13 protein-coding genes are annotated in these 14,851 nt (G+C 60.7%); 5 read left to right on the plus strand and 8 right to left on the minus strand.

The genetic code is table 11. From position 1 onward, the window contains the following. Nucleotides 1-7: 7 nt before the first annotated feature. Complete coding sequence (locus J1W56_RS02960; RefSeq protein WP_223611664.1) at nucleotides 8-1,870, minus strand: pseudouridine synthase; 1,863 nt, start codon at nucleotides 1,868-1,870, stop codon at nucleotides 8-10. A 108-nt stretch (nucleotides 1,871-1,978) separates the two neighbouring features. On the opposite strand from J1W56_RS02960, the gene J1W56_RS02965 reads away from it, so the two are divergent. Continuing rightward, on the plus strand, nucleotides 1,979-2,410 hold the full coding sequence (locus J1W56_RS02965; RefSeq protein WP_223612392.1) for a nucleoside deaminase: 432 nt from the start codon (nucleotides 1,979-1,981) through the stop codon (nucleotides 2,408-2,410). Nucleotides 2,411-2,678: 268 nt separating this feature from the next. Here the strand turns inward: J1W56_RS02965 and J1W56_RS02970 are convergent, their stop codons facing one another. From J1W56_RS02970 to J1W56_RS03000, 7 genes are all read right to left on the minus strand, one after another. Continuing rightward, a complete protein-coding gene (locus J1W56_RS02970; protein WP_223611665.1) occupies nucleotides 2,679-3,665 on the minus strand; it encodes an Lnb N-terminal periplasmic domain-containing protein in 987 nt (328 codons plus the stop codon). Nucleotides 3,666-3,809: 144 nt separating this feature from the next. Then, complete coding sequence (locus tag J1W56_RS02975) at nucleotides 3,810-4,484, minus strand: hypothetical protein (protein WP_223611666.1); 675 nt, start codon at nucleotides 4,482-4,484, stop codon at nucleotides 3,810-3,812. Nucleotides 4,485-4,675: 191 nt separating this feature from the next. Next, complete coding sequence (gene ileS, locus J1W56_RS02980) at nucleotides 4,676-7,594, minus strand: isoleucine--tRNA ligase (protein ID WP_223611668.1); 2,919 nt, start codon at nucleotides 7,592-7,594, stop codon at nucleotides 4,676-4,678. A 282-nt stretch (nucleotides 7,595-7,876) separates the two neighbouring features. Continuing rightward, nucleotides 7,877-8,725: a MipA/OmpV family protein gene (locus J1W56_RS02985; RefSeq protein WP_223611669.1), complete on the minus strand. Its 849-nt coding sequence runs from the start codon at nucleotides 8,723-8,725 to the stop codon at nucleotides 7,877-7,879. Between the two features lie 104 nt (nucleotides 8,726-8,829). Further along, the gene (locus J1W56_RS02990; protein ID WP_223611670.1) at nucleotides 8,830-9,810 is read right to left on the minus strand and encodes a bifunctional riboflavin kinase/FAD synthetase; all 981 of its coding nucleotides are present in this window, start codon (nucleotides 9,808-9,810) and stop codon (nucleotides 8,830-8,832) included. Nucleotides 9,811-9,822: 12 nt separating this feature from the next. Continuing rightward, nucleotides 9,823-10,671: a TIGR01459 family HAD-type hydrolase gene (locus J1W56_RS02995; protein WP_223612393.1), complete on the minus strand. Its 849-nt coding sequence runs from the start codon at nucleotides 10,669-10,671 to the stop codon at nucleotides 9,823-9,825. A 227-nt stretch (nucleotides 10,672-10,898) separates the two neighbouring features. Then, nucleotides 10,899-11,234: a winged helix-turn-helix transcriptional regulator gene (locus J1W56_RS03000; RefSeq protein ID WP_223611671.1), complete on the minus strand. Its 336-nt coding sequence runs from the start codon at nucleotides 11,232-11,234 to the stop codon at nucleotides 10,899-10,901. A gap of 134 nt (nucleotides 11,235-11,368) precedes the next feature. Here J1W56_RS03000 and J1W56_RS03005 point away from each other — a divergent pair, with 134 nt between their 5' ends. The 4 genes from J1W56_RS03005 to J1W56_RS03020 all read left to right on the plus strand — a co-directional run bounded on the left by J1W56_RS03005 (nucleotide 11,369) and on the right by J1W56_RS03020 (nucleotide 14,845). Then, complete coding sequence (locus J1W56_RS03005) at nucleotides 11,369-12,073, plus strand: glutathione S-transferase family protein (protein ID WP_223611672.1); 705 nt, start codon at nucleotides 11,369-11,371, stop codon at nucleotides 12,071-12,073. 133 nt (nucleotides 12,074-12,206) lie between these two features. Beyond that, a complete protein-coding gene (locus J1W56_RS03010) occupies nucleotides 12,207-13,211 on the plus strand; it encodes a cation diffusion facilitator family transporter (protein ID WP_223611673.1) in 1,005 nt (334 codons plus the stop codon). Continuing rightward, on the plus strand, nucleotides 13,208-13,504 hold the full coding sequence (locus J1W56_RS03015; protein ID WP_223611674.1) for an ArsR/SmtB family transcription factor: 297 nt from the start codon (nucleotides 13,208-13,210) through the stop codon (nucleotides 13,502-13,504). Before J1W56_RS03010 ends, J1W56_RS03015 begins: the two co-directional genes overlap by 4 nt. 96 nt (nucleotides 13,505-13,600) lie before the next feature. Beyond that, nucleotides 13,601-14,845 (plus strand): MFS transporter, encoded by a 1,245-nt coding sequence (locus J1W56_RS03020; RefSeq protein WP_223611676.1) that lies wholly within the window; start codon nucleotides 13,601-13,603, stop codon nucleotides 14,843-14,845. Nucleotides 14,846-14,851 lie beyond the last annotated feature (6 nt).

Below are 14,851 nucleotides of genomic sequence, written 5' to 3' on the forward strand. Positions count from 1 at the left end.
TCCACGCCTATGGCTTGGGCTTGCGTGGCGGACGGCCTGCGCCGCCGCCGGAACCGCCGCGCGGACCTTTGGGAGCACCTGATGGCGCACCACGCGGTGCCGCGCCTTTCGGCCCGCCATAGGGCCGGTCACCGGAGCGGCCATCCTGCCGGGTTGGGCGGCCGCTGGTGCCGTATGGACGTTCGGCGCGATTGGGGCGCTCGGACTGGAAGGACGGCTTGTCGCCAGCTGCTTCCCGCTCCTTCAGTTCGGCGCGTTCGCGCTTGCCCACCCGTGGCGGGCGCGGTGGACGCGGGCCATCGCGTGAACCTTCCGGCCGATCCGATCCGAAGGAACGCTTCGGGCGCTCGGCTCTGTCATCGTCGCCGCGGGGCGGGCGCGGGGAATAGCTGCGCGGCTTGTCGCCGCCCGCATAGGCACCGGCAGGACGCTCACGCTGCGGCCGGTCCCCCGCAGGGCGCGCGGAACCTTCCTCGAAACGGCGCGGCCGTTCCGTGCGCGGTGCATCGGAATGGCGGCGCTCGCCGCGCGGTTCTCCGGTCTTTGCCTTGGGTTTGCCAACCGGGCGTGCACCCGGCGCCATCCAGACATTGGCCGAACGGGCACGTGGAGGCGCGGCCTCTTCAGCCTTTGCGCCGCGCGCACCCTTGGGGCCTGCGGCATCGCGCGGCTTGCGGTCGTCCGCACGCGGTGCACGGGCCGGACGTTCGTCGCGGCCGCCGCGTGCGTCGCGCGAGGCTCCAGGCCGTTCGCTGCGATCGGTCGTCAGGCGCGACAGGCCTTCTTCGCGCCTTTCGTCCTTGGACTTGCGCGGGCCACGGCTTTTCGCCACCGGTGCACTCGATATCCATTCGGAGGAACGGCGCGCCGGACGATCGGCGGCAGCTGGCTGCTGTACCGCCTCGCCCTTCACCGCATCGTTGGAAAAGACATTGATGATCGGCGCCTCGAAATCGGCACCGGATTCTTCGATCAGGCGCTCGCCCAGCTGGTCACGCAGGGTGCGGCCGTTCATTTCCCGCACCGAACCCTCCGGCAGATCGCCAAGCTGGAACGGACCATAGGAGATACGGATCAGGCGATTGACGGACAGGCCAAGCGCACCGAGCACATTCTTGACTTCGCGGTTCTTGCCCTCGCGCAAGCCCATCATGATCCAGACATTGGAGCCCTGCTCGCGTTCGAGCGTGGCTTCGATCGCGCCGTAGAACACGCCTTCGACCGCAATGCCATCCTTCAGCGTATCAAGCTTTTCCTGGGTCACGCTGCCATGGGCACGCACGCGGTAGCGGCGCAGCCAGCCGGTGGACGGCAGTTCGAGGGCGCGCGACAGGCCGCCATCATTGGTCAGCAGCAAAAGACCTTCGGTATTGATATCCAGACGTCCGACGGAAAGGACACGCGGCATATCCTTCGGCAGGGATTCGAAAACCGTCTGGCGTCCTTCCGGATCGCGGTTGGTTGTCACCAGACCGGCCGGCTTGTGGTAGAGCCACAGGCGCGTGCGTTCTTTCTGCGGCAACGGCTTGCCGTCGACTTCGATGCGGTCTTCACGCTTGACATTGATCGCGGGGCTGGCAAGCACCTTGCCATTGACCGAGATACGGCCTGCAGCAATCATTGTCTCGGCTTCGCGGCGCGAGGCTATCCCTGCGCGGGCAAGGCGCTTGGCGATGCGCTCGCTGTCGTCGACCGGCGCTTCCTCATGCGATGATCTGCGCGGACCGCGCGTCGCGGGATCCCGCGCTCCGTCATCGAACTTGCGCGGAGCCGGACGGCCACCGCGGCCGCCATCGGCGCCCTTCTTGTCGAAGCTGCGCTTTTCAAAGGGACGTTTACCGCCCTTTCCGTCATCATTTGAACTGGTCATGGAATGTTTGCCTTTCAGCGGGGCTAACTACCAGCTATGACGGCAGCTTGCGAGTAAATTCTGGACCATGAGTGCAGCGTGAACCAAAAAACTGATCCTATGGGACCCATGGACCTTGCCCTGGCCGAGGCGAAGGCAGCGGCAAAACGCGGCGAAGTGCCCGTCGGTGCCGTTCTGGTGAAGGACGGTGTGGTTCTGGCCCAGGCCGGAAACCGCACCCGGGAACGCAACGATCCCACCGCCCATGCGGAGATTCTGGTCATCCGGCAGGGCTGCGAAGCGCTGAACGATGAGCGTCTGACGGGTTGCGATCTCTATGTCACGCTCGAGCCGTGCACGATGTGCGCTGCCGCCATTTCCTTCGCCCGTATCCGGCGATTGTACTACGGGGCGCAGGACATCAAGGGCGGCGGCGTGGAAAACGGCGCGCGATTTTTTGCCCAGCCCACCTGCCATCACGCGCCGGAGGTCTATTCCGGCTTCCGCGAGCAGGAAGCCGAAACCATCCTCAAGGAATTCTTCCGCGCAAAGCGGCTTTAGAGCCTTTTCTGCTTAAATAGAACCCGTTCTGTTTCCCGGATGGCGAGACAATCCACTAGGAAGGTAGCAAGACCGATGTTTACCCATCGGACGAAGCTGCCTGACAAAGTGGGTGTCCGCCAGCCGGAAACCCGAAGGGCCGGGTGAATTTGGCCCAATCCCATCGGGCTTCGGCTTCGCCCGATGGAAAGACATCGGTCTCGCCTAACCCCTCGACCTTGAACCAAATTCCCTCCGGCAGAACGATTCTATTTAAGCAGGAAAGGCTCTAATTGTCGGCGCGTATCCGGGCGGTAAAGTCTTCCGCCTTGTCGGCATCCATGGCGCGCTGGTTGATCGAAGCCGCCTCGATCTCCGCTTCGAGCGGCCTGCTCCGGTCAATGGCGCCCAGATCATAGAGATAGCCAGGCAGGTAACCGGAAAGGACGACGCGGTAGTCCAGCGGCACTCCGGGGGTGATTGCCCGGATCATGTCAAAAATCACCGTCGTGCAATTGGCCGTCACCGTATTGTAGAATTGCGCCTGCTTGGACAGCCGGTTGCCGGTGTCGAGGTAGGACAGAAACAGCGCTTGCCGCATTTCCGGCGTCAGGTTGACCCGATACCGATACACATCCTCCTTGCGGATATTGCTGCGCAACCGGATGATGTCGCGCTCGTCGGCGGCGATCATCGCCAGTTCGAACTGTTTGAAAAAGCCGCCGATTTCCGAGAACTGCTCGTGCCGCTTCTTGCGGATCTCGGCCGAGAAAACCACCTGATCGCCATTGTTGAAACCGAAACTCACCAGCGTATGCGCAATGGCCGGGCTCGACCAGTACGACAAAAACACATCCACCGAAGCCAGATTTTCCAGATCATAGGACCGGACTTCCCAGCGCGGCGTGTAATCCGTCTGGCTGCGCCATTCGAAATTGCGGACATTGGCCAGCGTCACATGATTGCCGACCAGTGTTCCCGTAACGGTCTGCGCCACATCATCCGCCCAGATGCGATTGAGCGACGGAGTTATGGTGCTCCACCAGAACAGGAGGGCCGCCATGACCGGAATGAGCACAATCAGGGCGCGCCGCACCCGCCCCGTTACCTCGAGCCAAAGAACCACAAGCCCGATCAGGCCCCAGACAATTACACCGCCGGTCACACCGGGCAGGTCCAGAGGAAGTTGATACCAGAGCGCAAATCCGCCCCAGAAAAAACCGAAGGCTGTCAGGAGAATGAGAATAATCAATCCGGGAAGACGCAAAAGACGCAAGATCGGTGGCCCTCAACTGACAAGCTGTGACGCAATAGTCTCGGTACATCAAGGCAAAGGCAAGACGCTTTCTGACGTCCAAAAAAGAAAGGCTCCCTGAGGGAGCCTTTCACGTGTCATGCAGCGGTTCAAATTCCGGTGGCATCAATTCCAGGGAATGAGGTTCTTGAAGCTGAAGCCCTTGTCCTTGCGGGCAGCGGCCTTGCGGTCGCGTTCCTTCTTGGCTTCGTCTTCACCAAGCTCATCGGCAGCGGCTGTCGGCGCCGGGGCGCGATAGGCCAGCGGCGGCTCGCTCAGATAACGCCGCGTGGTCGCCGAGCCGGCGGTCGAAGCCAGGCGGCGGGCGCGGAATTCCGCAGACTGCTTGCTTGCCGTGCTCACACCCGAGGGCGGCGGGTTTCTGTCGTTGTAGACGCCGTGCTCGCCATTATCGACAGCCCTTGTTGCGGGCGGCGTGTCATTTTCGATTTGCGGCACATAGTTGGGATTGTTCTGATTGGCCGTAGCGTCATCACGCAAACGCTTGCGCCGCTGTTCCGGTGATTCCGGCCACTTCGCACCGTTCGCGGCGACGGCATTTTCCTGCGGCGCCGGCAACTGGCCTGGCTTGCCAGCGACAGGGCGAACGAGATCCGGGCGCGGATTATAGGTTATCGGGTCTTTTTTCTTGGGTCCGAACGAAGCGATATTGGAAACGTCGTCCAGCAACTGGCTGCCAGATGTCTTGTTGGTGCCATAGGTTGGTGACGACATGCACCCGGCCAGCGTCAAGGACGCCAGCATTGCACCAAGAACCGTAATACGTCCGTTCAAATCCATACTCGCCACTTTCGCCTCAAGCTCATATTGCCGACTCCGCCGAGTCAATATGCTTGATCAATGCCCTGCCTGTTAAATCAGGCAACTCAATGGCAAGCCTTTTACATGAGGCCCGTCCCAATAAGCAAGCCGAAGCAACCTATTGTTAAGCAAAATGCGGATCATCCAGAGAATGATCCGCATTTATACACTTAAATGGCGAGTTTGCCGAGTTTTGCCAGTTCATGCAGTGCCGCCGCATCGCGGGCCGAGACATCCGGATAGGCCGGATCGGAGCCGACATCATGGGTATAACGCCATGAACGGGCACATTTTGTACCCGATGCGCGCTCGGGAACGACCGCCACGCCCTTCACGTCCTCGGCAATGAATGCCCCGGCCGGAGCGGCTTCGTTCCTGATCGTGATGGCGCTGGTGATGCAGATTTCAGCCATATCGAGATCGGAAACGGCAGCGAACAATTCCGGATCGGCGACAAAGACCACCGGCGCAGCCTCGAGCGACGAACCGATGCGCTTGTCCGCCCGCTCCAGCTCCAGCGCGCCGGTGACGGCCCGCCGGACATCGCGCACCTTGCGCCACTTCTCGGCCAGGGCTTCGTTCCTCCATTCGGACGGCGTCGCGCGGAACTGCTCAAGGTGAACCGAGACGGCGGCGGGATACTGGTCGAGCCAGGCTTCCTCCGTGGTGAACGGCAGCATGGGCGCAAGCCAGGTCACCAGACGGTCGAACAGGTGACGCACAACCTGCAGGGACGCACGGCGCTTGATGCTGGACGGCGCATCGCAATACAGCGCATCCTTGCGGATATCGAAATAGAACGCCGACAATTCGACGTTCATGAAATCGATGAGGGAACGCGTGATGCGCTTGAATTCGAAGGCATCGTAGCTCGAGCGGACCACCTCATCGAGCTCGGTGAGACGGTGCAGCATCAGCTTTTCCAGTTCCGGCATATCAGCATAGGCGATTTCATCCCCGGCATCGTGGGCCAGGGTGCCAAGCATCCAGCGGATGGTGTTGCGCAGCTTGCGATAGGAATCGATGTTCGTCTGGATGATGTTCTTGCCCAGACGCTGGTCTTCCCAATAATCCGTGGTCATGACCCACAGGCGCAGGATATCGGCGCCGGAATCCTTGATCACATCCTGCGGCGTGACCGTATTGCCGAGCGACTTCGACATTTTGCGCCCCTCCTCGTCCATGGTGAAACCATGGGTGACGAGGGTGCTGTAGGGCGCCCGGCCACGGGTACCGCAGCTTTCCAGCAGCGACGAATGGAACCAGCCGCGATGCTGGTCGGAGCCTTCCAGATAGACATCGGCAGGCCATTTCAGATCAGGGCGGTCCTCAAGCGTGAAGACATGGGTCGAGCCGGAGTCAAACCAGACATCGAGAATGTCGCGCACCTGCACCCACGGCTCGTTTGCCTTTTCGCCAAGGAAACGCGCGCGCGCGCCTTCGGCAAACCAGGCATCGGCGCCTTCCTGCTCGAATGCTTCGAGAATACGGGCATTGACCGCATCGTCCTTGAGCACGTTGCCATTCTCATCGGCAAACACGCAGATCGGCACACCCCAGGCGCGCTGGCGCGACAGGACCCAGTCGGGACGGTCTTCGATCATGGCACGCAGCCGGTTCTGGCCGCCGGCGGGTACGAAACGGGTCTCGTCGATCGCCGCCAGGGCGCGCGAACGCAATGTGGTCAGATCGCCCAGATCCTTGTCCATATAGACGAACCATTGCGGCGTGTTGCGGAAGATGACCGGCTTCTTCGAACGCCATGAATGGGGATACGAGTGCTTCAGCCGGCCGCGGGCAAACAGCGCACTGCGCGCGATAAGCTCCTCGATGACGGCCTTGTTGGCATCGCCCTTCTTGCCGTTGTCGTCGATGACACGCGCGGCGCCGCCTTCGCGGTCCGGCCCAAAGCCCGGAGCGTCCTTGGTATAGAAACCGGCATCATCAACGGTGAACGGGATAGCCGGAGAAATACCCTTCGCCTCGAGTTCACGCGCAGCAGCGGTCCAGGCGTCAAAGTCCTCGCGGCCGTGGCTTGGGGCGGTATGCACGAAACCCGTACCGGCATCGTCGGTAACGTGATCACCGGCAACCAGCGGAACCACAAATTCATAGCCGCCGCCCAGCCCCTTGAAAGGATGCGCCAAGGTCATGGCGGCAAACTCGTCGGCCGCAACGGTCTTGATCCGCTTGAAGGTCAGCTTGGCCTTGGCCGCGGATTCCTCCGCAAGCGCGTCGGCGAAGATCAGCCTTTCGCCCGGCCGGGGTCCAAAATCATTTTCAGCGGTTTCGACCTCGTAAAGCCCATAGGCAATGCGCGGGGAATAGCTGACCGCACGGTTTCCCGGGATGGTCCATGGTGTCGTGGTCCAGATCACCACATGCGCCGCACCAAGATCGCCCGCCCCATCTGCGACCGGGAATTTCACCCAGATGGTGTCGCTTTCATAGTCCTGATACTCGACCTCGGCTTCCGCCAGCGCCGTGCGCTCGACCACCGACCACATCACCGGCTTCGAACCGCGATAGAGCTGGCCGGACATGGCGAACTTGAGCAATTCCCCGGCGATGCGGCTTTCCGCATGGAAAGCCATCGTCGTATAGGGATTGTCGAAATCGCCCTCGATGCCGAGGCGCTTGAATTCGGCGGACTGGATCTTGATCCAATTGGCGGCGAACTCACGACACTCCTTGCGGAATTCGTTGATCGGCACGTCGTCCTTGTCCTTGCCCTTGGCGCGGTACTGTTCCTCGATCTTCCATTCGATCGGCAGGCCGTGGCAATCCCAGCCGGGAACATAATTGGAATCGAAACCGCGCATCTGGAACGAGCGGGTGATGACGTCCTTGAGGATCTTGTTCAGCGCATGGCCGATATGGATATTGCCATTGGCATAGGGAGGACCGTCATGCAGCACATAGAGCGGGCGCCCCTTCCCGTCTTCGCGCAATTTCCTGTAGAGATTCATCTCGCCCCAGCGCTTGACGAATTCCGGCTCTTTGGCGGGCAGGCCGGCGCGCATCGGAAAATCTGTCTGCGGCAGATAAAGTGTTTTCGAATAGTCGAGTGGGTTGGCGGTGTCGGTCATTTTTCCAGCTTGTGAACAGGCCCGCGCGTGATCGCAGCAGGCAAAGATGTGACGAAAATCAAAAAAGAGCGCAATGGCGCATCCGGAAAACCCGGACCTTCCGCACCCGCAAGCCTAGGCTTCAGGCAAACCGGAAGGCCGGGCCAGTAATTCGTGGTGTCTGAAGCGGTATGGACTGTGCAAGGGTCCAGGAAACAGTTTTCATGAGCGCGCTTTTAGCAATCACTGCTTCCAGAATAAAGGGGCTGACGCAATAAACTTCGCGTCAGCCCGATATATCGGTCAAAGCGCGAAGTCGAAACGGTAGGTTGCCTGCAGGCCGAAGGTCGCCTGATTGGCCGACCCGCGCTCCTTGACGATGCTGGAATCGGCCGCCGGTCCCATCAGGCGGCTATACTCCGCATAGGCACTGGTTTCGATCTTGTCCGTCGCCTTCCAGGTGATCTGGCCGCCGAGACCAAGCGATTTGAGACCGCCGCCATCGGGACGGTAGGTCGACAGACCGGATGCAGCCGCTTCCGTCGGGTTCACCCCGTAATACTGCTTGAAGTAATCGCGCGACGCCACGGTGGCGCGCGGCCCGGCCGAAACGCGCACGGTCGGCGTCAGGTCCTTGAAGGCATCGACGGCAAAGTCGGCAACGACGCCGTCATGCGAACCGATACCCCGGCGCACCTCGACACGGCCGCGAATATTGTCCGTCGGATAGAATTCGGCGAAGCCGCCCACTTCGACACCCCAATCGACATCATGCACGCCCTTGAGATTCGCGTCACCGCTGTCGCGGCCGGTGATCAGCTTGCCGGTGATACCGGTGCGGAACACGCCCGTATCGATCAGGCCGATCGACGCATTGTCATTGAGGGAGCTGAAACGGGCGGCGGCTCCGGCACGGCCCAGCGAGATAACCGGCGCGGCCCGCAGAAGATAGTCTTTGGCGCCTTCATAGCGCGGAGCGATGAAGCCCTTGGCGCCGAGGGTCAGGTACCAGTCGCCCGACCACCAATGCTGGCGGGGCGCAGCCGCCGTCTGGTTCTGCTGGCCTTCGTAATAATAATCATCGGCAGAGCCCGGGACGGCACCGGCAAGTATAAGGACGCCCGAAAGAGCGGCGACGAGACGAACATGCATGAAATCACTCCAAAATTTCGCCTGGGAGGGCGGCAGATTTGAGAATGACGCTAGCGAAGGATAGATAAAATTGGATTTATTCTTATGGTAAACAATTTACCGTTTCATCGAAAATTAATCGTGTCGTCCAGAGCGGATAACGGTTTCACTCCCTGCAACAGAGCACGCGCTTCTTCCTCGTCGCGCCTGATCTGCTGCATCATCGGCTCAAGCCCGTCGAACTTTTCCTCGCCGCGCAAATAGCCGAAGAACGAAACCGCGCAGATTTCGTCGTAGAGATTGCCGGTGAAATCGAAGACATAGGTTTCGAGCAGCGGCGCGCCGTCGGTATCCACGGTCGGCCTGCGGCCAAAGCTGGCCACACCGTCATGGAGCGTGCCGTCCGCACGGCGAAAACGCACGGCATAAATGCCTTCCTGCAGATGCGTCTCGGGTGGCAGCACCATATTGGCCGTGGGGAAGCCGATCGTGCGGCCAAGCTGCTTGCCATGCACCACTTCCGCGCGAATCCGGTGGCGGTACCCCAGAAGCCCCGACGCTTCGACAATGTCGCCCGCACCCAGAAGTTCGCGAATGCGGCTGGATGAAATGGCCTGCCCGCCCTCGTCGCGGAACGCATCGACGAGCGTGACCTGAAAGCCGCGCTTTTCCCCGGCATCCATGAGAAAGGCCGGACCGCCCTGGCGTCCCTTGCCGAAGTGGAAGTCAAACCCCGCCACGATGCGGCTCGCTCCAAGACCGGCAACAAGAATCTCGTCCACGAACACATCGGCCGTAAGCTGTGAGAAATCCCGGGTGAAATGGCATTCCACCACCGCATCGAAACCGAGGGCTTCCAGGATGGAAGCTTTTTCCGCCGCGGGTGTCAGCCGGTCGACCGGCTGATCCGGCACGAAGACGCTGCGCGGATGCGGCTCGAAGGTCAGAACCAGCGAAGGCTTTCCGGCGGTGTTGGCGGCATCAAGCGCCCGCCCCAGAACAGCCTGATGGCCGCGATGCACACCGTCAAAATTACCGATCGCCACCACGGCGCCCTTCAGATGCTGCGGCAGATGCGAAGGGTCGGTCAGGCGTAGAATCGGCATGGTGCGTGTACCTCAGGCGAGAGCCGGCATGGTGGCAACGGGGTTGCTGCCGTGCTTCTTGAGAAAGGCGAGCAGCTTTTCCAGATCAAATATGCCGCCTCTCACATAATCGCCGGCGTGAATGCCGCCGGAAATATAGAGCACATCGATTCCGAAGAGATCGGCGCCCTTCACATCCGTCAACATGCCGTCACCAATGGCGAGCACGCGCGCAAGGTCGACAGGCCCGCCGCGCACGGCCTCCGCCGCGGCAATGGCCGCTTCGTAAATGGGGCGATGCGGCTTTCCGGCAATGAGCGTGCGCCCGCCCAACTGGCCATAATCGCGCGCCAGGGCACCTGCACACCAGATCAGCCGGTCGCCACGCTCGACGACGATGTCGGGATTGGCGCAGATGAACGGCAGGTTGCGCGAGCGAAAGCGCGTGAGCATGTCGGCATAGTCGTCCGGACCTTCGGCATCATCATCGAAAAAGCCGGTGCAGACCACGACATCCGCTTCACGCTCTTCGGTCAGCTCGACATCAAGCCCTTCATACAACGTTTCATCGCGTTCCGGCCCCAGATGGAACACGCGGCGCGGCGCGTTGCGGATCAGGTCGCGCGTGACATCGCCCGATGTGACGATGCGGTCATAGGCGGCGTCGGGTACACCGAGCATCTTGATCTGCTGGGCCACACCGGCAAATGGCCGCGGCGCATTGGTGATCAGGATCACCGTCTGCCCGGCTTCCCGTGCCCGCTGCAACGCGTTGGATGCGGCGGCGAAGGAATCAATACCATTGTGCAGAACACCCCAGACATCACACAGGAGAACATCATATCGGTCTCTGAGCGCATCGAGACGCTGCAAATGTACCATGTCGGTCATGCCGGTCCTTTCAGATTGCCGGAGCGAATAAGATGGCATCGCTTAGCCGATAGCGGCAATCGTGTCACCTGTGATTGTCGCTTCTGGCTCTTCAGTTCATCTGGAATGTGGCAGAACAATCGTGCGTGGTTCGACAAGCTCACCATGAGGGAGGTGGTTTGATTGCAGCCCACAAACTTCCCTCATGGTGAGCTTGTCGAACCACGCACCCCTGGTAATCACGCTGCAGCCTTGACGTAGCCGCGGCTGGCCAGCCGGTCACCGCATTCGCCGAGCACTTCGACCAGCGTCTTGAGGCCCCACCCCTCCTCCGTCAGGCTGTATTCGACACGCACCGGAACCTGCGGAATGATCGTGCGGGTCACGTAGCCGGCCTCTTCGAGGGCGCGCAGGTCGAGGGTGAGCATGCGCTGCGAAATTTTCGGCATGTCACGGCGCAGCTCACTGAAACGCTTCGTTCCCTCCAGCAGATAGTAGATGAGCAGGATGCGCCAGCGCCCGCCCAGCACCAGCATGGCATTTTCGACGGGGCATTTGGAAACCAGGTCTTTCATGACGCCCATTCCATCCGACTGTTGGTATAAAATTTGTACCAACATGACATTTTTGTGCCTTCTTTACAATAGTTACCGATATCGCCATCTTCATTTTCACCGCGGTATGACATTCAAAAAATGAGGAAATGAAAATGGAACCCGTATTGTTTTATGGCGTGCCGCATGGCTGCTCGTTCGGTTCAATCGTCGCGCTGGAATGGCTCGGCCAACCCTATCGTCTTGCCCGTATCGACATGCTGGCCAAGTCAAAGAGCGCAATCTATGGCCGCGTCAACAGCATGCACCAGACACCGACGCTGCTTCTGGAAAACGGCAGGAGCCTGCGCGAAAGCTTTGCCATTCTCCACAACATCGCCGCACGCGATCTTGGGAGGCAGCTGGGGTTTGCCCAGGGCACCGAGGCGCATGACAGGCTCAACCAGATGCTGGCCTATCTGCACACCAGCTTTCACTCGGCCTTTTCGTCGGCCTGGACCGCCTACAAGCTGAAAGAGGGCGATCCGGCGATCAAAATACTGCGCGACCTGGCGCGGGAGAAGGCCGCCTCCGGCTATGCCCATCTGCAATCCCATCTGCTGGGGCGGGATTGGCTTGTCGGCGCCAACAGGACGATTGCCGACGCCTACATGATCGGCATCGCCCGCTGGGGCGAGGATCTCGGTCTCTTCGACCTCAAAACGGAGTATCCCGGCCTTCACGCCTATCTGCAGAAGCTGGAAGCCGAAAAGGCCGTGATTTTTGCCCATGCCATCGAGGATGAAACCCCGGCTTTTACCAGCGGACAATTCCTCGGCCATATCACATTGGACGAGGCTGGAACGCGGCTGGCCGCCTGATCGCGCCGATGACGATCCGCCGGGGCCCTTCCGGCGGATCGAACACACTGCCGTTCGGACCCGCTGCGATTGACATACAACATATGAACATGTATTTATATGTTGTATGTCATCAACGGGACGAGCCGGAACAATGTCGCAGTCGCACGCAGGGCACGACCATGGCCCCAAAATAAACAACGACAATCAGCGCAAGGTGCTGATCGCCTTCGTCATCACGTTCTCCTATATGATCATCGAGGTGATCGGCGGCGTAATGTCCGGTTCGCTGGCGCTGATTGCCGATGCGGGACACATGCTGACGGATGCGGGCGCACTCGCCCTGTCCTATGCCGCGTTCCGCTTTGGCCAGCGCGCGGCAGACCAAAGCCGCACCTATGGCTATCTGCGCTTCGAGGTTATTGCCGGCCTCATCAATGCCATCGCGCTCTTTGCCATTGTCGTCTGGATCGCCATCGAAGCGATCAACCGCTTCCGCTCACCCGGTGAAATTCTGGCGGGCCCCATGTTCCTCGTGGCCGTCATCGGGCTGCTCATCAACATGCTGGTGTTCTGGATCCTGACCCGCGGCGACAAGGAACACGTGAACATCAAGGGCGCCGTCCTGCACGTCATGGGCGACCTTCTCGGCTCCGTCGGCGCCATCAGCGCAGCCATCGTCATCTATTTTACCGGCTGGACGCCCATCGACCCGATTCTCTCCATCCTGGTTTCCGTGCTGATCCTGCGCAGCGCCTGGGCCCTGCTGCGCAACGCGCTGCACATCCTGCTGGAAGGCGCGCCTGAAAATGCCAAACCGGAAGAAATCCAGACATATCTCATGGGAGCGGTTACAGGGCTTGCCGCCGTCAGGCACGTGCATGTCTGGCTGATCACGTCAGGCAAGGCGCTTGCCACGCTGCATGTCCAGCCAAAGGACGGCACCGACCCGCGCCATCTTGTGAAGACCGTCGAGGCGGAGCTCGCCAAACGCTTCGACATCCAGCATGCCACCATCGCCATCGATTGGCCGGATATGCCGCATGACGAAGGCGAAATCGGGCTACAGCCGGCATCCGCCTCGGGAGATCACGAGACGGACGGCAAGCACGCAAGCCACGATCACAGCCACGCGGGACACAAGCATAGACAGCCATGACGATGCCAACCGAATCCGACACCGTAAGCCTGGCTGAAACCTTCAAACTCCTCGGTGATCCGACCCGCCTGCGCATTTTGTTCTATTGCCTCGATGCGCCGCGATCCGTCGGCGATATCGCGGAAAGCCTTCACCTGTCGCAATCGCTGGTCAGCCATCACTTGCGCCTGTTGCGCAGCGCCCGCCTCGTGCGCGGCGACCGGCGTGCCAGGCAAATCTTCTATGCGCTTTCCGATGCGCATGTCAGCGGCATGCTGATGGATATGGCCCACCACGTGCGCGAAGACGGTTGAAGGTTCCTGACATAAACCGTCAGGGTCGTCATATTCACTGCAAAGATTTTGCACTAGTCTGACCGGATTGTTCCTCCGCAAGCCTGTTTTCGCCCCATGCAATTCATCACACTGCTTCGCCGACGCTCCATCGGTTTGCTCTGGTCCGGCCTTGCTTTGTCCGCCATCGGCGACCAACTCTACACGGTCGCGCTGAGCTGGATTGCCGTTGATATATTCGGCCCGGCCGCCGGTTACATCGCCGCGGTCAAATCGGCGATCATCCTTGCCGTCCTGTTCCTGGGCGGCGCCATGTCGGATCGCTGGGACCGCCGCCGCACGATGATCGGCGCCGACCTTTGCCGCTGCGCGGTCCTGGTGCTCGTGGTTCTCGTCTGGATGATCGAAGGACAACCGGACGCCTGGGTGCTTGCCTTGGCCGTCGCGGTTCTTGCCGCCGGTGAAGCCCTGTTCCTGCCGGCGCTGCAGACCATTCTGCCGCAGCTGATCGCCAATGAACCGGGCCTGCTGGCCGGCACCAATGCGTTGCTCGATGCGACGAACCGGCTGGCGCGATTGCTTGGTCCCGGACTGATTGCATTGGCTGGCGCGATCATTTCCCCCATTCATTTCTTCACCGCCAATGCCCTGAGCTTCCTGCTTTCAGCGGCAGCGATCATGGCATTGCCTTTGTCTTCGACACCGGTCGCGCCGCCCGTGAACCAGCAGAAAAAACACCCGCTCGCCAGCCTGTCCTATGGTTATCGCGCCATGCACAGGCAACCGCTGCTCGGCTTCCTGCTCGACAGCAATGCCTTCATCGGCGGTGCATGGTATGTGGCCTTCTTCCTCGCTGTTCCCCTGATCATTTCCAGCCAGTTCGATGCGTCGCTGACAACCGGTTTCGGGCTCTACGGTCTGGTGATCGCGGCATTCGGGGTAAGCAATCTCATCGCCAATCTCATTGTTGGCAACCGTCCCATGCCGGAACATCCGGCGCGGATAATCTATCTCGGCGTGTGTGCAACCGGCACAGGTATCCTGCTGATGGCGCTGGCCGCCCTTGCACCCATGCCTGTGCACTGGCGTCTCATCGGCTTTGTCATCGCTTCGGGAGTGTCGGGTTTCGGCGGCCCCTTCAAGGACGTCGCCTTTGCAACCCTGCGCCAGACCCTGCTGCCGTCAGCCGATATCGCACCGGCCACACGCATCTATATCGTGACCTCTCACGCCGGCATGCTCTTTGGCATGCTCGTTGCCCCGATGATGAGCAGCCGCGTCAGCGCCGGCGATCTCCTCCTCATCTGCGGCGGCACCTATCTCGCGGTGGCCATCATTGGCTGGCTGCGGTTTGCGCGATAAAGCGAT

This window comes from Phyllobacterium calauticae (genome assembly GCF_019991125.1).
GTDB classification, from domain to species: domain Bacteria; phylum Pseudomonadota; class Alphaproteobacteria; order Rhizobiales; family Rhizobiaceae; genus Phyllobacterium; species Phyllobacterium calauticae.

Coding starts and splice junctions, on each gene's coding strand:
- J1W56_RS02965 (WP_223612392.1), top strand. CDS start 1,979: ATGGACCTTGCCCTGGCCGAGGCGAAGGCAGCGGCAAAACGCGGCGAA.
- J1W56_RS02985 (WP_223611669.1), bottom strand. CDS start 8,725: ATGCATGTTCGTCTCGTCGCCGCTCTTTCGGGCGTCCTTATACTTGCC.
- J1W56_RS03010 (WP_223611673.1), top strand. CDS start 12,207: ATGTCGCAGTCGCACGCAGGGCACGACCATGGCCCCAAAATAAACAAC.
- J1W56_RS03015 (WP_223611674.1), top strand. CDS start 13,208: ATGACGATGCCAACCGAATCCGACACCGTAAGCCTGGCTGAAACCTTC.
- ileS (WP_223611668.1), bottom strand. CDS start 7,594: ATGACCGACACCGCCAACCCACTCGACTATTCGAAAACACTTTATCTG.
- J1W56_RS02960 (WP_223611664.1), bottom strand. CDS start 1,870: ATGACCAGTTCAAATGATGACGGAAAGGGCGGTAAACGTCCCTTTGAA.
- J1W56_RS03020 (WP_223611676.1), top strand. CDS start 13,601: ATGCAATTCATCACACTGCTTCGCCGACGCTCCATCGGTTTGCTCTGG.
- J1W56_RS03005 (WP_223611672.1), top strand. CDS start 11,369: ATGGAACCCGTATTGTTTTATGGCGTGCCGCATGGCTGCTCGTTCGGT.
- J1W56_RS02995 (WP_223612393.1), bottom strand. CDS start 10,671: ATGGTACATTTGCAGCGTCTCGATGCGCTCAGAGACCGATATGATGTT.
- J1W56_RS02990 (WP_223611670.1), bottom strand. CDS start 9,810: ATGCCGATTCTACGCCTGACCGACCCTTCGCATCTGCCGCAGCATCTG.
- J1W56_RS03000 (WP_223611671.1), bottom strand. CDS start 11,234: ATGAAAGACCTGGTTTCCAAATGCCCCGTCGAAAATGCCATGCTGGTG.
- J1W56_RS02975 (WP_223611666.1), bottom strand. CDS start 4,484: ATGGATTTGAACGGACGTATTACGGTTCTTGGTGCAATGCTGGCGTCC.